This is a genomic window from Palleronia caenipelagi, from assembly GCF_007004065.1.
Lineage (GTDB): Bacteria > Pseudomonadota > Alphaproteobacteria > Rhodobacterales > Rhodobacteraceae > Palleronia > Palleronia caenipelagi.
Window position 1 is genome coordinate 153,453 of record NZ_VFSV01000004.1, and the last position, 21,370, is coordinate 174,822.

The window sequence follows — 21,370 nt, forward strand, 5'->3', positions numbered from 1 at the left end:
TTGTCTGGCACAGGTGGCGGCAGAGGAGATGTTGCCCAGGGCAAACCTGGGGGGTATCACGAACTCCGGACCTCAGGGAGCACGTGATTTGGCCCAGACCGCGACGCAGATCAGCCGCCTGATTGCTCAGGAAATTGGCGCAACACCGGCACAGGTAGGAGCGGCCGCCGCGCTGCTCGACGGCGGCGCGACGGTGCCCTTTGTGGCCCGGTATCGCAAAGAAGTCACCGGCGGGCTCGACGACAGCCAGCTGAGGACCCTTTCGGACCGGCTCGGCTATTTGCGCGAGCTGGAGGCCCGGCGCGAGACGATCCTCAAATCGATCCGGGAGCAGGGCAAGTTGACGGACGATCTGGCTCGCGCCATCGCGGGAGCCGAGACGAAATCCGCGCTTGAGGACATGTACTTGCCCTACAAGCCCAAACGGCGGACGAAGGCGATGATCGCCCGCGAGAACGGGCTTGAGCCGCTGTTGCGCGCGATCATGGCTGATCGCGAGGTCCCGCCTGAAACCCACGCGGCAGGGTATCTCAGCGATGCGGTTGCCACCGTGAAGGACGCGCTGGCCGGAGCGCGCGACATTCTGACCGAAGAGCTCTCCGAGCAGGCCGATCTGCTGGGTCGTCTGCGGGAGTTCATGCGCCGCGAGGCTTTTGTGGTGTCAAAGGTCATCGAGGGGAAGGAGCAGGAGGGCGCGAAATTCTCCGACTACTTTGATCAGCGGGAGAAATGGGCGGACATCCCCTCGCATCGGGCGCTGGCCATTCTGCGCGCCGCGAAGGAAGATATCGTTCTGATCGAGGTCGCGCCCGATGCCGAGACCGGCGTACCCCGGGCCATCGCGATGATTGCGGCTCATCTCAACACGACAGGCGACACGCCGGGCGACACCTGGCTGCGCGAGGTCGCCGGATGGGCCTGGCGTGTGAAGTTCTCTCTGACACTCTACATCGACTTGCTGGGCGAGTTGCGCGAGCGGGCGCACCAGGACGCGATCACCGTCTTTTCCCGCAATCTGAAGGATCTGCTGCTCGCCGCTCCGGCCGGGGCCAAAGCGACGCTTGGGCTCGATCCGGGCATCCGCACCGGTGTGAAATGCGCGGTGGTGGATGCGACCGGCAAGTTGATGGAGACCGCAACTATCTATCCATTCCAGCCGCGGATGGATGTGCGCGGTGCTGAGGCAAAGCTTATCGAGCTGATCACCCGGCATGATGTGGACTTGATCGCCATCGGTAACGGGACAGCCAGCCGCGAGACCGAAGCGCTGGTCGGGGACACGCTGAAACTGTTGCCCAAGCGGGGCACTCCGCCTAAGAAAGTCGTGGTCTCCGAAGCGGGCGCGTCCGTCTATTCAGCGTCCGAACTGGCCGCGCGAGAGTTTCCTGACCTCGACGTATCCCTGCGCGGCGCGGTCTCTATCGCCCGCCGATTGCAGGATCCGCTGGCCGAACTGGTGAAAATCACACCGCAATCCATCGGCGTTGGCCAGTATCAGCACGACGTGGACCAGCGCCGTCTGGCGAATGCTCTGGATGCTGTCGTCGAGGATGCGGTGAACGCCGTGGGCGTCGATCTGAATACAGCCTCCGCTCCGCTTCTCGCGCAGGTGGCGGGGCTGGGGCCATCTCTGGCCGACGCCATCGTGCGTCACCGCGAAGCACACGGCGCGTTTCCATCCCGCAAAGCGCTCATGAAGGTGACGGGGCTGGGGCCCAAAGCGTTCGAACAATGCGCCGGTTTCCTGCGCATCCGCGATGGGGCCGAGCCGCTCGACGCATCTGCCGTGCACCCTGAAGCCTATGATGTGGCGCGGCAGATCGTGCGCGCTTGCGGGCGTGATATCCGCCAGATCGTTGGGGCGAGCGGGGCGCTGCGGGGGCTGCGTGCCGAAGAGTTTGTAACCGACTCCTTCGGTCTGCCCACTGTGCAGGATATCTTCCGCGAACTGGAAAAACCGGGGCGTGACCCCCGGCCCGAGTTCAAGACCGCGACATTCGCCGCCGGGGTCGAGGACATCCGCGACCTGAAGCCGGGCATGCGGCTGGAGGGCACGGTGACCAATGTGGCAGCATTCGGGGCTTTTGTGGATATTGGCGTCCATCAGGACGGGCTTGTCCATGTGAGCCAACTCGCCGACCGCTTCGTCAAGGACCCCCATGAGATCGTCAAGGCGGGCGATGTGGTGCAGGTGCGCGTGACCGAAGTCGACATCCCGCGCAAACGGATCGGACTGTCCATGCGCAAGGACGGCGCTGCGGGTGGCCGGGACGGTAGAGATCCCGCCGGAAATCCCCGCGCTCCGGCCCCGAAGCAGCGTAAGCCTGCCACGCCCCCCAAGAGTTCAGCCACCGGCAGCTTTGGCGCAGCATTGCGCGATGCGATGAAAAAGACCTGACCTCTGCCCAGCCCCTCAGGTCTGAGGGATGGCGTCGAGGATCAGTCGCACGGCGAGGTTCGGGTCTTCCTCATGGGCGAGATGTCCCAGCCTGCCCATGGAGATATAGCACCCGTTCGGAGCCTGCGTTGCGGCGTGGCGGGAAACCTTGGCTGGCACCGTCCGGTCGTTCTCGGCGGCGAGGAAGGTGACAGGGATCTTCAGACCGGGAAGACCTTCGCGTGCCGCGCGGGTCGACCATTGGGCCATCATCAGGAGCGCTCCCTCAACATGGGCGGCACTGGCCACGGTGCGGGCGTAGAGCTTACGGCCCCGTGCGTCGATCGTCGATCCGGTGCCGTCCAGCAATCGCGCGACGCCTCCGGTCCGGGTGGTGAGCTGCGAAAACGCCAAAGACACGAATGGGGTCATCGACAGCGCCTTCGCCATCATCGGAAAGAGAAACCCGGCCGGTCCATCGAAATCCCCCAGCGCCGCGTTGATCCCGATCACTGTGGCAGGGCCCTGGCGGATCTGCGCCATGCGCAGGGCGACCGCGCCCCCTGCCGAATGGCCGATGATCGCGTGAGGTGCCACGTCGAGCTCATCGCACAGGGTCCAGCAATCCTCTGCCATCGCCTCCATGGAGGATCGGTTGTGTCGCCCCAGTTTCGTGAATCCGTGCCCCGGCAGATCCGGCGCGATCACCCGGTAGTGCTTGGCCAGCAACGGCAGCACGTCGCGCCAGCTATGGGTGGTGGCCCCTGTTCCGTGCAGCAGCAGCAGATCCGGCCCCTCGCCCATCACCTGCACATGCCAGCGATGGGGGCGGGCCGCGATGAATTGCGAGGCCTCGCGGTTGGGCCAGTCGCCCCCATCCCGATCCCAGTCCATTACGCGCGCAACGCCTCCGGCAAAGCACCCACATCGGCGCGGGGCAGGGGCAGGTAGCGCCCGCCCGCCTGATTTGCCAGCTCCTTCAGGCGGCGGTTCGGACGAATGGCGGTATCGACGACAATCACCTGTCGCGCATCGCCCGCCAGCGCCGTGGCGGAGCGGGTCGCGTCTTCGGCGGCGCGACCGCGGTCGGCGGTGCCGTCCAGCGCCATATTCGCCCGACCGTCGGTCAGGAGCACGATCACCGGGGTGGCCCCGCGCCGCTCGGATTGTCCCGCCAGCGCCCGTGCCGCCTCCAGCCCCGTCGCCAAAGGCGTGGCGCCGCCGCCAGGGAGCCCGCAAAGGCAGCGCCGCGCGCGGGTGAGGGAGCGCGTTGGCGGAACGATCAGCTCGGCCTCCGTGCCGCGAAAGCCGATCAGGGCCACGCTGTCCCGGGCCGCATAGGCTCCCGACAGGAGCGCTTCGACCGCGCCCTTGGCCTCAGCCATACGGGCGATGGCAGCAGAGCCGGACGCATCCACGGCAAAGATCACCAGCCTCTCGGCACTGATCTCCGACCGCGCGAGACGGATGTCCTCGGGCAGCACGATGACGCGGCGCTGGTCCCGCGCGCCCATCGAGCGGTGCCGGATGGTCTGCCACGGTGCCGCAGCGCGCAGGGTGGCAATAACATCGATCCGTCCGCCATCCGGATGCCCCGGACGCGCGGGCAAGGGGCGTCCACGACCGCCCATTTGCCGCAGCTTCGCGCCTTCGCCCTTGCCCGCATGCCTGCGAGTGCGGCCCAGTTGCAGCGCAGTCATCAGATCGGGTGGCAGGACCACGCGGGTGGCTTCGACCACGCGCTCGACCATCGCCTCGCCGCGTTGTGCGGGCTCTTCGTCCTGCGCCTCGGACGTTTCAGGCTCGTGCGGCGCCTCGGGAACGTCCATCGGTGGGCCAGCCAGATGGGCGAGCGTCAGGGAGGCCGCCTCTTCGATTTGCGCAGGCCCCGCTTCGCCATCCAGTGCCGCCAGACAGCGCAGCGCTGCGCGGGTGCGCAGCGCTGCGGCTGGGGAGGTGACGCCCAACATGAGGGCGATTTCGGCCAGCGTCCGGTCGATGTCATCAGGGAGTGCCATTTGATCCAACCGCCCGCGCGCGTCCTCCAGATCCGGGGACGTGGCCTGCAGATCGGCGAGAGCCAGCCCGTCCAGCGCCACGAAGAGCCCCAGCCGCGAGGTCAGCGCGCGTGGCGGCTGCTCCTCGGCATCGGCCCCTTCATCCACGGCCAGCACCTCCAGATCCTGCCGGTCGATCAGCCCCGCGAGCCGCGCGGCAAGCCCCGGCGTGGCGCGCTCGGCCATGGTGAGTTGCAGGAGCCGCGCCCGCTCCGCGACGCCAGCCCGATGCACGACTCGCCCGGCCTGAAGGGTCGCCACGAGATCGGGTCCGCCGAACAGGGCGGCGTCTGAAATGTCGGGATGGATGCGGGCCGGGTCAAGCGGAGCCAGTCTTGCGAGGAACGCGTCTCGGGCAGGTGACGGCCGCGCCCGCAGCCACAGGCCGCCGAGCCCCACCGGATCGAGGGCCAGCACCGCTGCGGCCCGGCAGGCGCGCTGCCAGACCGGGTTCATTCCGCCGCCGCGGCCAGCGGGCCAAAGAGCTCTGACAGCGCGCGGGTAACCCGCGCGGCAGAGCCCGCTTCGTCCATGGGATCGCGGCGGAGACGGTGCTGCAGGGCCATCGGGGCGATCTCGATCAGATGTTCCCGCGCGATTACATTCGCGCCTTCGAGCGCGGCCAGAGCGCGGGCGGTGCGTAGGAGCGTGAGTTCCCCGCGCAGTCCGTCCGAACCGAGCGCAATGCAGAGCGCCGCACAGTCTTCGAGGATCGCGTCAGGCGTCTCGATCCGGGACAGCGCTTTGCGCGCGGCGGTGATCGCCTTGCGCTGACGCGTTTCCTCGGTCCGCCACCGGCGCAGAAACCCTGACGGGTCCGCATCAAAAGCGGCACGACGTCGGACAACCTCCACCCGTGTTTCGATATCCGTCGGGGAGGTCACATCCACCATCAGCCCGAACCTGTCGAGGAGCTGCGGGCGCAGCTCGCCCTCTTCTGGATTGCCGGAGCCCACGAGCACAAACCGGGCCGGATGGCGGATCGACAGGCCCTCGCGCTCGACCACGTTCTCACCGGACTGCGCCACGTCGAGCAGCAGGTCCACGAGGTGGTCTTCGAGCAGGTTCACCTCGTCGATATAGAGAAAGCCGCGATTGGCGCGGGCCAGCAGACCGGGCTGGAAGGCTTGCTCGCCCTGCACCAGCGCCCGCTCGATATCGAGTGCGCCGGTGACGCGGTCCTCCGAGACGCCCAGTGGCAGATCCACCACCGGCGTCAAACGCGAAACCATCTGCGCGTCGGTGATTTCCACCCAGTCGGGTACGTCGCGCGGGCGGGCGGAATTCACCGGGCATCCCTCGACGACACGGATCTTCGGCAACAACGCCGCGAGGGCGCGCACAGCCGTGGACTTGCCCGTGCCCCGGTCGCCCATGACCAACACCCCGCCGATACCGGGATCGACGGCGGCCAGCAGAATGGCGCGCTTCATCTGGTCCTGACCGACCAGCGCGGTAAAGGGGAACACCTGTTTCATGCGACCTCTCGGATGGGTTCGAGGGGGGGGCGGCCGTTCCACAGTCCTGACACATGGGTGACGCGGAACCGGGCGTAGAGCTCTTCGGCGAACCAGCCGCCGTCGCGGACCTTGCGCACCGCCGCCGCGTGGGGACCGGAGGCATGGGCAAAGGCGTGCATCGACGCCACGTCCGACCAGACCGAGAACGTGACCTGCTGGACGAGGGGGAACTCGCCCACGCCGATCTTGAAAAGCAGTCCCGGCGTATCCGGAATACGGCCCGAAATGGCGGGCTCCTGCCGCCAGAATTCCAGTGCGTGCCGGGGACGGACGGTGGCTCGGGTCATCACCGCGAGGCCGCCCGGGCCTGCGTCTGTTTGCGGGGCAAAGGGCTCCTTGCCCGACCAGACCCCGCGCGCGGATGTCGCGCTGAGGTTGAACTGGCAGCTCTCATCGGCACGGGCGGCCCAGCGCCGGTGCACCGGACAGGCGGCACTGCCATCGGGACCCTCCCAGCAGGCGAGAATTGCCCAGACGGCGGTGTTGGGAATCGGAGTAAAGCCTTCTCCGCTGCCAGAGCCAAAGAGCTTCCAAAAGGTGCAGCCGGGCGTGCGGGCCATGTTGCGCCGACCAAGGGCCATTTGGCCCAGCATCCAGATCCGGTCACGGATCCGGTTGAACCGATAGAGGCTGAGCGTGATCGTCTGCATCGGAGATGCCTCCCATCTGTCAGATAAGTCTGACAGCAAAATCCTCTTTTGAAAAGGGAGCAAACGTGAATTGTCAGATCAGATTTACACTGCTAGTCTCAAATTATGGACAACTCACACGCCATTGTCATCGGCGCGGGTCTCGGGGGGCTCGCCGCTGCCATGCGGCTGGGCGCCAAGGGCTACCGGGTTACGGTGCTCGACCGCCTCGACGTTCCCGGAGGACGCGGCTCGGCGATTACGGTCAACGGTCACCGATTCGATCTGGGGCCAACCATCGTCACCGTCCCGCAGCTCTTTCGCGAGCTCTGGGCCGATTGCGGGCGTGATTTCGACGCGGATGTGGACCTGCGGTCGCTCGACCCGTTTTACGAGATTCGCTGGCCCGATGGCAGTCATTTTACCGCCCGGCCGGATGAGAACGCCATGCGCGCCGAGGTGGCACGTCTCTCACCGGAGGACGTGGCCGGATATGATAAGTTCCTGAAGGACAGCGAGGCACGCTACTGGTTTGGCTTCGAGAATCTCGGGCGGCGGTCCATGCATAAGCTCTGGGACCTGATCAAGGTCCTGCCGACCTTTGCCATGCTGCGCGCCGATCGCTCCGTGGCGGCCCATGCAGCGCGCCGGTTCAAGGATGAGCGGCTGCGGATGGCCTTCAGTTTTCACCCGCTGTTCATTGGCGGCGACCCGTTCCGCGTGACCTCCATGTATATTCTTGTCAGCCATCTGGAGAAGGAATTCGGCGTCCATTACGCCATGGGTGGTGTGGCGGCGATTGCCGAGGCCATGGCAAATGTGGTGCGTCGGCAGGGCGGCACCGTGCGGATGGGGGCCGAGGTCGCGGAGATCCTGAGCGTGCCCGAGGACGGCACCCGCCGGGTCACAGGCGTGCGGCTCGACAGCGGCGAGGTGCTGGACGCCGGGCTGGTGGTCTCGAATGCTGATACGGGCCACACCTACAAGCACTTGCTCAAAGGGAAAAAGCGCTGGACCCCGCGCAAGCTCGACCGCAGCCGTTGGTCCATGGGGCTCTATGTCTGGTATTTCGGCACACGGGGCACGCGAGAGATGTGGCCTGATGTGGGTCATCATACGATCCTGAACGGGCCGCGCTACCAGGGGCTTGTGGACGATATCTTCGTCAACGGGCGGTTGGCCGACGATATGAGCCTTTATATCCATCGCCCCAGTGTCACCGATCCCAGTGCGGCGCCTGAGGGCGGGGATACGTTCTACGCCCTGTCTCCGGTGCCCCATCTGGGTCACGACAATCCGGTCGACTGGAAGCGCGAGGCGCTGCGCTACAAGGAAAAGGTCGCCGCCCAACTGGAAACGGTGATCCCCGGATTCCGGGATCACCTCGCGGCAGAAACCGTACTGACCCCGGCGGAATTCAGCACCCGCTATCTCAGCCCCCATGGCACCGGCTTCTCCATCGAGCCACGCATCCTGCAATCGGCGTGGTTCCGCCCCCACAACGTCAGCGAAGAGGCGCGCGGGCTCTATCTGGTCGGCGCAGGAACCCATCCGGGTGCGGGGCTTCCAGGGGTGGTGTCCTCGGCGGAAGTGCTGGGCAAGCTGGTTCCCGATGCGCCAAGTGCTGCCGTCACGGCCCCCGAGCCCCTGGCCGCCGAATGATCGCGCCGGGGGATCTGGAGTATTGCCGAGAGGCGATCCGCCACGGATCGCTGTCCTTTCACGCTGCCTCGCGCCTCTTGCCCGCCCGTGTCCGCGATCCGGCGCTGGCGCTCTACGCGTTCTGCCGGCTGGCCGATGACGCGGTGGATCTGGGGGAGGATAAAGCCGCTGCGGTCCTGCGCCTGCGCGACCGGCTGGACAAGGCCTATCACGGCCGCCCCGAAGACCGCCCCCCCGACCGGGCCTTTGCCGCTCTGATCGAGGACCACGACATGCCCCGCGTGCTGCCCGAAGCCTTGCTCGAAGGGCTCGCCTGGGATGCACTGGAGCGGCGCTATGACGATCTGTCCGGCCTCCGGGACTATTCCGCGCGGGTTGCTTCGGCGGTCGGGGCAATGATGTGCGTCCTCATGGGTGTGCGCGACGCGCCCTCCCTGTCGCGGGCCTGCGATCTGGGCGTGGCCATGCAGCTTACCAATATCGCCCGAGATGTGGGCGAGGACGCCCGGGCGGGCCGGGTCTATCTGCCGCTCGACTGGCTGGACGCAGCCGGGCTCACCCCCGAAACGCTCTGCGCCGATCCCGACGCCGCCCTGCCTCTGCTGCGCCCCATGGTCGCGCAGCTCTTGCGCGAAGCCGACCGGCTCTATCATCGCGCCGAAACTGGCATCGACGGGCTACCGCTGGGCGCCCGCCCGGGGATTTACGCTGCGCGCAATATCTACGCTGCGATCGGTGGGGCCGTGCGGCGCAATGGCTGCGACAGTGTCCACCACAGGGGCCGGACCGGACGGATGCAAAAGGCGGGTCTTCTGGGCTTGTCCGTCGCGCAGGCGGCGCTCTCGGTGGTCACGCCGCGCTCGGCGGTGATCTACGCCCCGCCCCTGCCGGAAACCGCGTTTCTCGTGGACGGCGCGCGCCGCGAAGCGCCGCAGGCCCGAAACCGCGGCCAGTCGCTGATCGAGGTGCTTATGCAGCTCGAACGGCACCGCCGCGCGGGCATCTAGATCGCCTCGCCACCGCGCGGTCTGGTCTTGTCAATGCCAGGCCACCGGCAGCTCGCTCTTGCGACGCGCCATGAAGTCGCGCAGCGCTTCATCCGTCGCGACGTCGAGGGGAGGGGGTCCATAGTCGCGCAAGATCTGCTTCCATCGGGTGTTGGCCCGGGTGGCGTGGTCTTCGCCGCCTTGCTCGGACCACGTCTCGAACGGCTGATCGTCGTTCAGCGCACTGTCCCAGTAGGCGGTCTCGTAGTGGCGCAGGGTATGGGCGGTTCCGAACAGATGTGCGCCGGGGCCATTCTCGGCCAGCGCATCGACTCCGAGCGTATCGTCACTGACCTCAAGCCCGCGCAGGTAGGCGTGCAGGGCCCCGGCCATGTCGCAATCCATGACGAATTTCTCATAGGACATGGAGAGGAGCCCATCGAGAAAGCCCGCCGTATGCAAAATGTAATGGGCGCCGCTCTGGACCGCAGACAGCATCGACATCATCGCCTGTTGCATGGCCTGGCCGTCGGGCAGTTTCGACGTGCTGAAGTTTCCGGCGCAGCGCAGGGGCAGGTTCAGCCGCCGGGCCAGCTGGCCCATGACCAGCGAACCCAAGGCTGGTTCGGGCGTGCCGAAGGTCGGGGAGCCCGTGCGCAGGGACATGGATGACAGGAACCCCGCCAGGAGGGCCGGAGCGCCGGGACGGACCAGTTGCGTCAGCGCGCAGGAGACCATGGATTCCGCCAGACACTGAGCGACGGCGCCAGCCATGGTCAGCGGTGACACCGCTCCCCCAAGGAGAAATGGCAGGTGGATCGAGCCCTGACCCGCTGCCGCATAGGTGCGGATGCCTGCCGTTGTGACCCCGTCCAGAACCAGCGGCGATGTGGTGTTGAAATTCCCCATGATAACGCAGTTCTGGTCGACGACTTCGGACCCGAACAGGATACGGCACATCTCGATGCTGTCAGCGGCCCGTTCCGGCGCTGTGATCGACCCCAGAAATGCCCGGTCTGAATAGCGCATGTGGGCATAGACCATGTCCAGATGGCGGGTGCTGACGGGGATGTCCGTAGGCTCGCAAATCGTGCCGCCGGAATGGTGGAGCCACGGGGACGACTGCCCGAGCCGCACCAGATTTTCAAAGTCCTCAAGCGTTCCGTAGCGCCGCCCCCGGTCCAGATCCATGACAAAGGGCGAGCCGTAAGCCGGCGCGAACACTACCGAATCGCCACCGATTTCAACGGAGCGGTCAGGGTTTCGGGCCATTTGCGTGAACCGTGCAGGTGCTGTTGCCAGAAGACTGCGGATGAGGCCCGGCTCGAACCGCAGGTTCCATGCGTCCCCTGTGACCGGTCGCAGATCGGCCCCAGCCTCACGAAACAGGCGCACCGCCTCGTCATCGCCCCGGATTTCGATGCCGATCTCCCGAAGGATGCGGTCGGCCGCTGCCTCGATCCGGGTCAGGGCCTCGTCGCTCAGAAGGTCATATGGAGGGATACCACGCGTGATGTAAGGTGTGTGCAGGTGGGTGTTCGTCTCACGCACCTGACCCGGCTCTCCTGCCCGCCGCCGCCGCGGTCTGGAGCGCTTCGGCACTGCGTCAGTCCAGCTTTCGTCCTGCATCCTGCTCTCCCGGGTCCATCGCTCGACTGTCTGTCCGCGGCGCCGTCGCAGCAAGCGTACAAATTCTCGCCTTGGAATAGCTGAGGTAATGCCGGATGCTGGCGGGATGGTCCGTTTGTCAGGAGTCGTCGTGTGCCCAAACGCCCCTACGATCTGCCGCCCATGAGTGCGCTCGTGGCTTTCGAAGCTGCTGCCCGGCATGTGGGCTTCAAGGCGGCCGCGCGTGAGCTGAATGTGACCCCGGCGGCCATCAGCCATCAGGTCAAGGCGCTGGAGACGGAGTTGCGATGCGCCCTGTTCAACCGCCATCATCGGGGCGTGGAACTGACAGAGGCCGGCGCTTATCTTCTGGTCGCCTTGCAACGGGGCTTTGAGGCCATGGGAGAGGCTGTGGGCCAACTGCGGCAGAACGCCCGCCGCAGTTCGGTTGTGATCCGGGTCACCACCGCTGTCAGCACCCTCTGGCTCACGCCGAAGCTTGCCCAGTTCTGGAAGGCGCATCCCGATGTCTCAGTAGCGCAGATCGTTAGCGATACGGATTTGCTCAGCACCGACTGCGATCTGAGTATCCATTACGGAGTCCCGCCCGCTCGAGATCCGACGTGCCGCGCTCTGTTTGCTGACCGGATCATGGCGCTGGGCAGTCCGCGCTTTGCCACCGCTCACCCGGTGCGTGGGGTCGGCGATCTGGCTGCGCTCCCTCTCATCCAGTTTGACAGCACCCAGACGGGCTGGACGGGGTGGGCCGAATGGTTCCGGGCGGTGGGTCATGATGCTCCTGTGCAGGCCGCACACCGGGTGAATAACTACGCCATCGCCTTGCAGGCGGCGCGCGACGACATGGGAGCGGTGCTGGGCTGGGTCGACCTCGCGCGGGTTTATCTGCAGTCGGGAGAGCTGGTGCCGCTCTTGCCAGACGCGGTAGAGACCGGGGACCAGTTCTATGTCCGGCTGCACCGACATGCGACGGATCGCTCACGGTTGGTCCACGACTGGCTGCTGAGGAACTGTCAGGCTTAGATCGCCTTGACCAGCCGCAGCGCGTCGTAAATCGCTGCGTGGGTATTCCGCGCGGCCACCGCGTCTCCGATCCTGTAGAGCCGGAAGGCTCCCTCCGGGTTGCGCACTACCTGCTGCGGCTGTCCGTCGACCAATGCTTCGTAATCGACCTCGCCGCCATTCAGCGACCGATCCCGCAGGGCGAAGTAGAGGTCGTCGAGGGGCCGTGTGCCATGGTTGACCACGACCTGATCGACCATGCGGGCCTCGGAAAACGCGCCATAATCTGAGCCGAGCAATGCCCGCAATCCATTGCCGTCACGTGTCACCGCATCCAGCCGCCAAAGGACTGTGTAGCGGACGTCGTGCTGTTTGAGCTCCCGCAGAGATGCGGTCAGGGACATGGCCATCACCTCTGGGGAAAATGCGCGGTCCCGACTGACGATCTCGACCCGTGCACCACCGCGCGCCAGCTTTTCGGCGGCCTGTAGCGCCGGATAGTCGCCCGCGTCGTCGTAAATGAGAACATTCGTCCCGGGCTGCGCGTCGCCGGTCAGGATATCCCATGCCGAAACCACCAGATCCTCGCCTTCTGTCAGAACCCCGGTATCCGGCAAGCCGCCCGTGGCGACGATCACCACATCCGGGCTGGCCTCGGACACGGTCTCTTCATCGGCGAGACTGTTAAAATGGAACCGGACATCGTAGCGCGCGCATTCGGCCATCCGCCACTGGACAAGCTGCAACATCTCCTTGCGGCGCGGCGTTTGAGCCGTGAGGCGCACTTGTCCGCCGGGTTCGTTCGCCGCCTCGTGCACGATGACGTCATGGCCGCGAGCTCCGGCGACCCGCGCGGCCTCCAGACCGGCCGGACCGGCGCCGATGATCAAGACGCGTTTGCGCTCGGGGGCGGGCGGTATCTCATGCGGTTCGGTTTCTTCGCGCCCTGTTGCCGGGTTATGCAGGCAGAGCGCCATGCCCCCCTGATAGATCCTGTCGAGGCAGTAATTCGCGCCAAGGCAAGGGCGAATGCGGTCTTCTTCGCCGCGCCGGATCTTGGCCACCAGATGAGGGTCGGCCATATGGGCGCGGGTCATTCCGACCATATCGAGCTTGCCGCTGGCGATGGCGTGTCGGGCTGTCGCCACGTCCTGAATCTTGGCGGCGTGGAAGGTCGGAAATTCCGTTTCGGCCCGGATCCGACCTGCGAAGTCCAGATGCGGCGCACTGGCCATGCCCTGAACGGGAATCACATCAGTAAGCCCTGCATCTGTGTCGATATGACCGCGAATGACGTTCAGAAAATCCACCATCCCGCAGGCCTTCAGCCGGCGCGAGATTTCCAGCCCATCCTCTGACGTGAGACCTCCGGGCAGATCCTCGTCCGCCACGTAGCGGATACCGACGATGAACTCGGGCCCGACCCGCTCCCGGATCGCAGAGAGTGTATCGAAGGTGAAGCGGAGCCGGTTGTTGAGCGATCCGCCATAGGGACCCTGCTGGTCATTTGTCAGTGGGGACCAGAACTGGTCCATCAGGTGCCCATAGGCCTGAAGTTCGATCCCGTCGAGCCCGGCGGCCTGCATCCGTTCGGCGGCGTCGGCGTAGTCTTCGATGATCCGGGCAATGTCCCAGTCCTCGGCGCATTTGGGGAAGGCTTTATGCGAAGGCTCGCGGGCATATCCCGCCGAGACCACCGGCAGCCAGTCGCCTTTGTCCCAGCGGGTCCGGCGCCCCAGATGGGTGAGCTGGATCATCACAGCGCAGTCGTGGTCATGACAGGCGTCGGTGAGCTGGCGCATCCAGCCAACCACCTCGTCCTTCCACGCCAGAATATTGTTGAACACCGGAGGGCTGTCGCGCGCCACGCTGGCTGATCCCGCCGTCATGGTCATCGCAACCCCGGCCTTTGCCCGCTCGACATGATAGGCACGATAGCGTCCTTTGGGCATCCCGTCCTCGGGGTAGGCGGGCTCATGGCTGGAGATCATCAAACGGTTCTTCAGCCGCAGATGCCTGAGCTGATATGGTTGCAAAAGAGGATCTTCGGCCACGATGCGCCTCGTCTCTGGAAGGTTTCACCAGCGCCGCCGAGCCCCTTGTTCCGGACGCACGCCAGCGATGTCGAACCCAGCTGACACCCCTCACGCCAGCCCGACAAGGCCAAAATGCTTGGCACTGGCTTAATTGAACTCACTCTGAAAGCGATCCGCAGGCGTTGACGGGCTGCCTATTCAGGACGCATCTGGATGTAGCCCGTGGGACATTCCTGCGCACAGAGGCCGCAGCCTTTGCAGTAGTCCAGATCAAAGAGGTAGAAGGACCCGTCGGTCGCCAGTTCCGCCGTTTTGATCACAGCGCTGTCGGGGCAGAAGGTCCAGCAATTGTCGCAGGCGAGGCAGTTGCCACAGGACAGACACCGCGCGGCTTCCGCCAGCGCGGCTTCATGCCCGATATCGCCCTCGATCTCGGCCTCGAAGGTCCGCTCGGACACTGGCAATTTCGGCGCAACGCTGCGCGCGGCGGGCGGATAGTAAACCGGGTTCAGATCCGAGGCGGGCAGTTCGGCGCGGGTGTCGGTCGTGGCCTCGCCTCCGTTCAGCCGTGCGGCCACCGCCGCTACGGCGCGCGCACCGTCCCCGATGGCCTCGGCCACCGTCCCCCGGTCACCACGCGCATCGCCCAGCGCGTAGATCCGGTCGCTGAGCGTCCCCCAGTGATCCGAGGGCCGCAGGTAGCCTCGATTGATCCAGCTATGCAGCCCCTCGGGATCAACCATTTCGCCGATGCAAGGGATCACCATATCCACGTCGCGCACCCGTTCGGTGCCCTCGAAGGTCACACGTTTCTTGCGGCCATCAGTGCCGGGAACCTTCTTCAGGCTCGCCACCTCCGCGCCCACGACCTTGCTGCCGCGCATGATCAGGCGGTTGACGGTGGCGTGTGGGATGATTTCGATCCCTTCTTCCAGCGCTTCTTCCAACTCGCGCGGGACGACGTTGATCAGGTCATCGGTAGCCGTGTCGGGGCCGGGCAGGCCGGAGGCGGTGACAAGAGTCACCTCGCCCACACCGAAGCGCTTCATGAGACGGCAGAGATCCATCGCCGTGTTGCCGCCGCCGTGAACGATCACCCGCTGGGCTGCGGGAAACTGGCCATGATCCATGAATTCCTTCAGGAGCGCGAGCCCCTCATGGTGATCGGCGGGCACCGAGCCGCCCACATCCCAGTCGCGCCCTTCCTGACAGCCAGGGGCCAGGAGGACGGCGGCGTGATCAGCGGCGAGTGCCTCCACCGAGACATCGCGGCCCAGACGGGCGCGACAGGTCACCTCGATTCCCGGCAATGAAAGGACGCGATCAAGCTCTGCGTTCAGGGCGGCGCGCGGCAGTCGGGTGGGCGGGATGGCCGAGCGCAGGAGCCCCCCGGCCTCGGAGGCCGCTTCGAAGATCCGGGCGCGCATCCCATGGCGCAAGGCGTGGTACGCCGCCGAGACCCCGGCCGGACCGGCGCCGATGATGGCAACCACTGGCGCGTCTGCCGGCGGTTCTTCGACCGGGTAGGCCCAGCCATTCGCGACCGCTTCATCCCCCAGCCAGCGTTCAACATTGTGGATGGCCAGTGCGCCGTCGAGAGCCTTTCGGTTGCAGGCAGTCTCACAGGGATGCGGGCAGACCCGGCCAGTGACCCCCGGCAGCGGGTTCGCCGCAACCAGAGCGCGCCACGCCGCCTCGACCCGGCCCTCCTGCAAGAGCGCAAACCACGCCTGCTGGTCCTCGCCTGCGGGGCAAGCCCCGTGGCAAGGCGCCTTGGCGTGGATATGAACGGGCTTTTCGGTGGAGCGCCAGTTGCCGGTCTTGAAGTCCAGCGAAGTGCCCGGTTCGCCATAGGCGCTGCGTGTGAGGATCGTCATGGTCTGAGCCTCCCCGCCGGATGGCCGCCGCGCCCGACCGCCGCCGTCCCGACGGTGTCGGCGTTGTCGGGGTCGCCGCCCGTGAGGCCATAGGTGGTGATGTTGTAATCCGCGAGCGCCTGCAGGTGGGCGCGTTCCTCCTCGGCCCTCGGATCGTCGGCGAATAGGTGACGAAAACGTCCCTGCAGCTCCAGATAATCCGTCACCGGACGTACCTGCCGGATCGGCATGACGTTCGACAGCGACCCGCGCTCGAGCTCGACCATCGGAAACAGCCCACATTCCACTGCCTTACGCGCTACGTCGATGGTCAGGCGGCTGTCATGCTTCCAACCCAGCGGACAGGGAGAGTGGATGACGAGGAAGGTCGGCCCCTCGATCCCCATGGCGTAGCGGACCTTGCGTTGCAGATCCTGCGGAAAGGCCACCGATGCAGAGGCGGCGTAGGGGATATGGTGGGCGGCGATGATGGAGACGAGGTCTTTCTTCAGATGCCGTTTTCCCATCCGCTCCTTGCCCGCCGGAGAGGTCGTCGTCGTCGCCGCATGGGGGGTGGAGGAAGAGCGCTGGATGCCCGTGTTCATGTAGGCTTCGTTGTCGTAGCAGACGTAGAGCACGTTGTGATAGCGCTCCAGCATCCCCGAAAGCGACTGAAACCCGATATCATAAGTCGCCCCGTCGCCGCCAAAGGCGAGCACCTTGGTGTTTTTGCCGCGCGCTTTCATGGCGGCCTCGATGCCGGAGGCGACAGCCGCGGCGTTCTCGAACAGCGAATGCACCCACGGCACCCGCCACGCGCTCTGCGGCCAGGCGGTGGTAAACACCTCCAGACAGCCGGTGGCATTGGCGACGATCACGTCCGGCCCGGCGCACTCCATCACCAGCCGCGCGGCCAGAGCTTCGCCGCAGCCCTGACAGGCACGATGGCCACTCTCCAGCCCCCGAAACCGCGGCTGCGCCTCGCGGGGGCTAACTGTGCCGGGCTTGGGATCTGAGGGGCCTTCCGGCACACGCCCGAATTTCTGGCGCAACTCGGCAAGTCGGGTGGCGTCGGTCATCACCGGTCCTCCGGGGCAAGTTTGGTCATATCGGCGTCGAATACCGAAAAGCGCGGTGCGTCGGGGTCGCGGCCGGCATCCAGCAGGTCCACATAGACGGTCTCGGGGATGTCCCGCCCGCCGAGGCCGAGCGCGTGGTTGAGAATGTGCGGTGGCCGCGCCGATTGCGATAGCACGGCGGCCACTTCGGTCCCCAGCACGCCGCCCAGACCCGGCGAGATCGCCCGGTCGATGACGATAAGGCAGTCGAGCCCCTCCACTGCCTCGCGCAACGCCTCCGCCGGAAAGGGCCGGAAGCTGCGCAGAGTGATTAGCCGCGCGGGCCCCGCCTCTACATAATGCGCCATGCCCGCCCTGAGCGTCCCCACGGTCGAGCCCATGGCAAGGATGCCGACCTTGGCCTCAGGGTCGCCCTCGACTGTCAGCAGACCCCCTGCCGCGCGGCCAAACCGGCTGTGGAATGAGGTATCGACCTCTTCGATCACCGCCAGTGCCTGTTGCATCGCAGCATGGTGGGAATGGCGGATCTCGGGAAAATAGTCGGGTGAGACCAGCATCCCCAGCGACAGGGGGCGCTCGGGGTCGAGAGACCGGCTGAACGCCATCGGCGGCAGCCAGTCGCGCACGGCCATGCGGTCAGGCAGGTCGATGGGCTCCATGGTGTGGGTCAGGATGAACCCGTCCATGCAGACCATCACCGGCAGCTCCGTCTCCTGCGTGATGCGGAAAGCCTGAATTGTTGTGTCCACTGCCTCCTGATTGGAGGTCGCATGGAGCTGGATCCAGCCCGAATCGCGCACCGCCATCGAATCCGCGTGGTCATTCCAGATCGACAGGGGCGCCGAGACCGCGCGGTTGGCTACGGTCATCACCAGCGGCAGGCGCATACCAGCAATGTTGAACAGGACCTCCGCCATCAGGAGCGTGCCTTGCGAGGCCGTCGCCGTATAGGCCCGCGCACCAGTCGCAGCCGCGCCGAGCACCACCGAGGCAGCAGAAAACTCGCTTTCGACGCTGACAAATTCCGTATGCAGGTCTCCTTGGGCCACAAGTTCCGAGAGGTTCTCGACGATGTGGGTCTGGGGGGTGATCGGATAGGCCGCTACCACGTCGGGCTCACACAGCGCTACCGCGCGGGCGATCGCCTGACTGCCTTCGAGCGCTTCACGCATCGCTCATCTCCTCTGCCCAGGCCCCAGCGGAAACCGCAGCGGCGGCATCGGCGATGAGGGCGAGGTTTTGCTCCAGAATGGTGCCGTTAAATCGCCCCGATACCGCTTTTTCGAGCGCCGTCAGCGCGAAACGTCCTTCGAGCGTGACAAGCGCGGCCAACAGGCCCGTATTCGGGATAGGCCGCCTCAGATGGGTGATAGCCAACTCAGTCGCGTCGATGTTCACGCAACGGCAGCCGAAATGAGCGCCGATCTCACCCCCGTCGCGGGCGGTATTCACCAACATCGCGCCGCCGGATTTGAGACCCGCCGTGATCCGCTCGTCCTGCAAGAGCGTGTCATCCTGCACGATCAGCACATCCGGCGTACGGATCTGCGAGCGCAGATGGATTTGTGTCTGATCCACCCGGACAAAGGCGGTGACGGGCGCGCCGCGCCGCTCCGCCCCGAAGGACGGAAAGGCCTGACACTGCCAACCTGCCTCGAACGCCGTTGCGGCCAGCAGATAGGCTGCTGCGACACTTCCCTGGCCGCCCCGGCCATGCATGCGATACTCAATCATAGGTGTAGTAAAGGACGCCCGGCCGCGGGCTGTCCTTGACCTAGATCATGTCATCGCGTTGAACCGGGACGCATCCGACACCAAAGAGCCCGCAGAGGCGAGTTTCCAGATCCTACCCACCCCTGATTTTGCCGTCCCCCGAAGACGGGGACCAGTCTCAGCCGCGACGCTGTGCCTTTAGCTCCAGCCGTCGGGCGTGAAGCACCGGTTCCGTGTAGCCGGAGGGCTGTTCACGTCCCTCGAAGACCAGATCGCAGGCGGCCTGATACGCGATGCCGTCGAAGCCCGGCGCCATGGGCTGGTACTCCGGGTCGTCCGCGTTCTGGCGGTCTACCACTTCGGCCATCTGCTGCATGATCTCGGACACTTCCTGACGGCTGATGATGTCGTGATGCAGCCAGTTGGCGATGTGCTGGGCGGAGATCCGGCAGGTGGCGCGGTCTTCCATCAATCCCACATCATTCATGTCCGGCACCTTGGAGCATCCGACCCCCTGATCGATCCAGCGCACGACATAGCCGAGGATGCCCTGTGCGTTATTCTCAACCTCGCGGCGGACCTGTTCGGGCGTCCAGCGACGATAGGAGGCCAGCGGAATATCCAACAGAGCCTCCAGATGCGCACGGCGACCGACCTTAGAGAGCCCGGCCTGCACCGCCATTACATCCACCCGGTGGTAATGGGTGGCGTGGAGCGTGGCCGCGGTCGGGCTCGGCACCCAGGCGCAATTGGCTCCGGCACGCGGGTGCTCGATCTTTTGCTCCAGCATCGCCGCCATCTTGTCCGGCATGGCCCACATGCCCTTGCCGATCTGAGCCTTGCCCGACAGCCCGCATTCGAGACCGATATCCACGTTGCGGTTCTCATAGGCGCCGATCCAGTCCTTGCGCTTGATGAAGTCTTTGCGGCTGAAGGGCCCGGCCTCCATCGAGGTGTGAATCTCGTCGCCGGTGCGGTCGAGAAAGCCCGTGTTGATAAAGCAGACCCGGTGTTTTGCCGCGCGGATGCATTCCTTGAGGTTGGCGCTGGTGCGGCGCTCCTCATCCATGATGCCGAGCTTGACGGTATAGGCGGGCAGGCCCAGAGCATCCTCGACGGCGCTGAAGACTTCATTGGCAAAGGCCACCTCTTCGGGACCGTGCATCTTGGGCTTGACCACATAGACCGAGCCGGTGACCGAGTTCCGCGGGCCGTTGGCCTTGTTCAGGTCATGCATGGCGATCAGCGTGGTGATCACCGCATCCATCAGCCCCTCAAACACCTCGTTGCCGTCGCGATCCAGAATGGCCGGGTTGGTCATCAGGTGACCCACATTGCGCACCAACAGGAGCGCGCGCCCTTTCAGCACCAGCTCCGATCCGTCGGGCGCGGTGTAGCAGCGATCTCCGTGCAGACGGCGTGTCATCTCCCTGCCGCCCTTGGTGAAGGTCTCTTCCAGGTCGCCTTTCATCAGGCCGAGCCAGTTGCGATAGGCCAGCGCTTTGTCGGCACCATCGACGCAAGCGACCGAATCTTCCATGTCGATGATCGCCGACATGGCGGATTCCAGCACCACATCCGCCAGCCCTGAGGGCGAGGTCGTGCCGATGGGGTGAGAGGCGTCGAAGACCAGTTCCACATGCAGCCCGTTGTTGCGCAAGAGCACCGAGTTCGGCTGATCGGCGGCGCCTGTATATCCTGCAAAGGCAGCAGGATTTTTCAGCGGTGCGCCGTCCACCTGCAACTGCCCGTCCACGATGGTGTAGGTGGAGGCCCGCACATGGCTGACAGCTTCGAGCGGGAAGATCTCGTCGAGGAACACCGCTGCCCGGGCCACGACCCGAGAGCCGCGCCCATCATCGAAGCCGCCCGCAGGGGGCAACGGACCCATGGCATCCGTGCCGTAAAGACTGTCGTAGAGACTGCCCCAGCGCGCATTGGCGGCGTTCAGCACGAACCGCGCATTGGTCGAAGGCACCACGAGCTGTGGGCCGGGCACCGAGGCGATCTCGGGGTCAGTATTAGCAGTCTCGATGCTGAAATCGTCGCCCTCGGGGACCAGATAGCCGATCTCTTCAAGGAAGGATTTGTAGAGCTTAGAGTCGTGGGGTTTGTCCCGGTGGGTTTTGTGCCAGTCATCGATCTGCGTCTGGATTTCCGCCCGCCGGGCCAGAAGCTCCCGGTTGCGGGGCGCAAAGCGGTGCAGGATGTCGGATAAAGCCGCCCAAAACCGTTCTTCCGGGATATTCAACCCTGGCAGGACACTGTCGTCGACAAACCGTTTCAGCGTAGGGTCGATGTTGAGATCATGGGATTGGATACGGTTCGAATGATCGGTCGAGATCGTCATGGTGTCATCCTTTGCCAAGACAGCACCCGGCCCAGCCGGAGCGCGTTGGAGATCAGATACTCAATTTTCGTCAGATGCGATAGCACACCACCGGATATCTGCGACGGGGGCCGGTCTCCTTTGGGTAACGAAGACAAGGGGCCGGTCCCAGATGCAAGTTTGGGTTACATACGTCACACTAGGTGTTTGATCCCACGGTTTGATGGTGTGATCCTTTCTCAGGAATGGAAGGAAGCATTATGGGACAAGTTCGTCACGGGAGCGCCTCGACCACGCACGCTGTCAGAGCTGCAATACAGCGATCGCAAGCTTCGCTCGCGCAGCTGAGCAAGGAGCTGGGCATCAATCCCAAGACCGTCGCGAAGTGGCGCAAGCGGGCGACGGTGGAGGACTTGAAGACTGGGCCGAGGGAGCCGCGTTCGACCGTTCTCACCGAAGCGGAGGAGGCCATGATTGTCGCATTCCGGCGTCATACGC

The 21,370-nt window shown here is 65.4% G+C and carries 16 protein-coding genes; 5 read left to right on the forward strand and 11 right to left on the reverse strand.

All coding sequences use genetic code 11. From position 1 onward, the window contains the following. Positions 1 to 88: 88 nt before the first annotated feature. Positions 89 to 2,398: a Tex family protein gene (locus FEV53_RS03625; RefSeq protein WP_142833456.1), complete on the forward strand. Its 2,310-nt coding sequence runs from the start codon at positions 89 to 91 to the stop codon at positions 2,396 to 2,398. A 15-nt stretch (positions 2,399 to 2,413) separates the two neighbouring features. Here the strand turns inward: FEV53_RS03625 and bchO are convergent, their stop codons facing one another. The 4 genes from bchO to crtA are packed head-to-tail and all read right to left on the reverse strand — an operon-like array spanning position 2,414 to position 6,604. Beyond that, positions 2,414 to 3,271, reverse strand: coding sequence for an alpha/beta fold hydrolase BchO (gene bchO / locus FEV53_RS03630; RefSeq protein WP_142833457.1), 858 nt, complete (start codon positions 3,269 to 3,271; stop codon positions 2,414 to 2,416). Then, entirely contained in the window at positions 3,271 to 4,890 is a 1,620-nt protein-coding gene (locus FEV53_RS03635) for a VWA domain-containing protein (RefSeq protein WP_142833458.1), read from the reverse strand. The genes bchO and FEV53_RS03635 overlap by 1 nt, the downstream gene beginning before the upstream one ends. Continuing rightward, the gene (gene bchI / locus FEV53_RS03640; protein WP_142833459.1) at positions 4,887 to 5,912 is read right to left on the reverse strand and encodes a magnesium chelatase ATPase subunit I; all 1,026 of its coding nucleotides are present in this window, start codon (positions 5,910 to 5,912) and stop codon (positions 4,887 to 4,889) included. The genes FEV53_RS03635 and bchI overlap by 4 nt, the downstream gene beginning before the upstream one ends. Next, the gene (crtA, locus tag FEV53_RS03645) at positions 5,909 to 6,604 is read right to left on the reverse strand and encodes a spheroidene monooxygenase (protein WP_142833460.1); all 696 of its coding nucleotides are present in this window, start codon (positions 6,602 to 6,604) and stop codon (positions 5,909 to 5,911) included. Before crtA ends, bchI begins: the two co-directional genes overlap by 4 nt. A 105-nt stretch (positions 6,605 to 6,709) precedes the next feature. Here crtA and FEV53_RS03650 point away from each other — a divergent pair, with 105 nt between their 5' ends. Both FEV53_RS03650 and crtB read left to right on the forward strand, forming a co-directional pair. Beyond that, complete coding sequence (locus tag FEV53_RS03650) at positions 6,710 to 8,245, forward strand: phytoene desaturase (RefSeq protein ID WP_142833461.1); 1,536 nt, start codon at positions 6,710 to 6,712, stop codon at positions 8,243 to 8,245. Beyond that, a complete protein-coding gene (gene crtB / locus FEV53_RS03655) occupies positions 8,242 to 9,252 on the forward strand; it encodes a 15-cis-phytoene synthase (RefSeq protein WP_142833462.1) in 1,011 nt (336 codons plus the stop codon). Before FEV53_RS03650 ends, crtB begins: the two co-directional genes overlap by 4 nt. Positions 9,253 to 9,282: 30 nt before the next feature. On the opposite strand, the gene FEV53_RS03660 is transcribed toward crtB, so the two are convergent. Further along, positions 9,283 to 10,860, reverse strand: a complete 1,578-nt coding sequence (locus FEV53_RS03660; protein ID WP_142833463.1) for a trimethylamine methyltransferase family protein — start codon at positions 10,858 to 10,860, stop codon at positions 9,283 to 9,285. A 132-nt stretch (positions 10,861 to 10,992) separates the two neighbouring features. Here FEV53_RS03660 and FEV53_RS03665 point away from each other — a divergent pair, with 132 nt between their 5' ends. After that, entirely contained in the window at positions 10,993 to 11,880 is an 888-nt protein-coding gene (locus FEV53_RS03665; protein ID WP_246100721.1) for a LysR substrate-binding domain-containing protein, read from the forward strand. On the opposite strand, the gene FEV53_RS03670 is transcribed toward FEV53_RS03665, so the two are convergent. From FEV53_RS03670 to FEV53_RS03695, 6 genes are all read right to left on the reverse strand, one after another. Further along, positions 11,877 to 13,913: an NADH:flavin oxidoreductase gene (locus FEV53_RS03670; RefSeq protein ID WP_142833464.1), complete on the reverse strand. Its 2,037-nt coding sequence runs from the start codon at positions 13,911 to 13,913 to the stop codon at positions 11,877 to 11,879. The genes FEV53_RS03665 and FEV53_RS03670 overlap by 4 nt on opposite strands. Positions 13,914 to 14,089: 176 nt before the next feature. Further along, positions 14,090 to 15,772, reverse strand: a complete 1,683-nt coding sequence (locus FEV53_RS03675; RefSeq protein ID WP_142833465.1) for an FAD-dependent oxidoreductase — start codon at positions 15,770 to 15,772, stop codon at positions 14,090 to 14,092. Beyond that, positions 15,769 to 16,830: a thiamine pyrophosphate-dependent enzyme gene (locus FEV53_RS03680; RefSeq protein WP_142833466.1), complete on the reverse strand. Its 1,062-nt coding sequence runs from the start codon at positions 16,828 to 16,830 to the stop codon at positions 15,769 to 15,771. The genes FEV53_RS03675 and FEV53_RS03680 overlap by 4 nt, the downstream gene beginning before the upstream one ends. Beyond that, positions 16,830 to 18,002: a pyruvate ferredoxin oxidoreductase gene (porA, locus tag FEV53_RS03685; RefSeq protein ID WP_142833467.1), complete on the reverse strand. Its 1,173-nt coding sequence runs from the start codon at positions 18,000 to 18,002 to the stop codon at positions 16,830 to 16,832. The genes FEV53_RS03680 and porA overlap by 1 nt, the downstream gene beginning before the upstream one ends. Continuing rightward, positions 17,995 to 18,564, reverse strand: a complete 570-nt coding sequence (locus FEV53_RS03690) for a 2-oxoacid:acceptor oxidoreductase family protein (RefSeq protein ID WP_142833468.1) — start codon at positions 18,562 to 18,564, stop codon at positions 17,995 to 17,997. Before FEV53_RS03690 ends, porA begins: the two co-directional genes overlap by 8 nt. Before the next feature lie 157 nt (positions 18,565 to 18,721). Further along, entirely contained in the window at positions 18,722 to 20,893 is a 2,172-nt protein-coding gene (locus FEV53_RS03695) for a malate synthase G (RefSeq protein WP_142833469.1), read from the reverse strand. Positions 20,894 to 21,132: 239 nt separating this feature from the next. On the opposite strand from FEV53_RS03695, the gene FEV53_RS03700 reads away from it, so the two are divergent. Next, positions 21,133 to 21,370: helix-turn-helix domain-containing protein (locus FEV53_RS03700; RefSeq protein ID WP_425465470.1), on the forward strand; the 238-nt coding region annotated here is incomplete at its 3' end.

Bases quoted from the DNA above. Each gene is read 5' to 3' on its own strand.
- bchO (WP_142833457.1), bottom strand. From the start codon at position 3,271: ATGGACTGGGATCGGGATGGGGGCGACTGGCCCAACCGCGAGGCCTCG.
- porA (WP_142833467.1), bottom strand. From the start codon at position 18,002: ATGCGTGAAGCGCTCGAAGGCAGTCAGGCGATCGCCCGCGCGGTAGCG.
- FEV53_RS03680 (WP_142833466.1), bottom strand. From the start codon at position 16,830: ATGACCGACGCCACCCGACTTGCCGAGTTGCGCCAGAAATTCGGGCGT.
- FEV53_RS03675 (WP_142833465.1), bottom strand. From the start codon at position 15,772: ATGACGATCCTCACACGCAGCGCCTATGGCGAACCGGGCACTTCGCTG.
- bchI (WP_142833459.1), bottom strand. From the start codon at position 5,912: ATGAAACAGGTGTTCCCCTTTACCGCGCTGGTCGGTCAGGACCAGATG.
- FEV53_RS03690 (WP_142833468.1), bottom strand. From the start codon at position 18,564: ATGATTGAGTATCGCATGCATGGCCGGGGCGGCCAGGGAAGTGTCGCA.
- FEV53_RS03660 (WP_142833463.1), bottom strand. From the start codon at position 10,860: ATGCAGGACGAAAGCTGGACTGACGCAGTGCCGAAGCGCTCCAGACCG.
- crtA (WP_142833460.1), bottom strand. From the start codon at position 6,604: ATGCAGACGATCACGCTCAGCCTCTATCGGTTCAACCGGATCCGTGAC.
- crtB (WP_142833462.1), top strand. From the start codon at position 8,242: ATGATCGCGCCGGGGGATCTGGAGTATTGCCGAGAGGCGATCCGCCAC.
- FEV53_RS03635 (WP_142833458.1), bottom strand. From the start codon at position 4,890: ATGAACCCGGTCTGGCAGCGCGCCTGCCGGGCCGCAGCGGTGCTGGCC.
- FEV53_RS03650 (WP_142833461.1), top strand. From the start codon at position 6,710: ATGGACAACTCACACGCCATTGTCATCGGCGCGGGTCTCGGGGGGCTC.
- FEV53_RS03695 (WP_142833469.1), bottom strand. From the start codon at position 20,893: ATGACGATCTCGACCGATCATTCGAACCGTATCCAATCCCATGATCTC.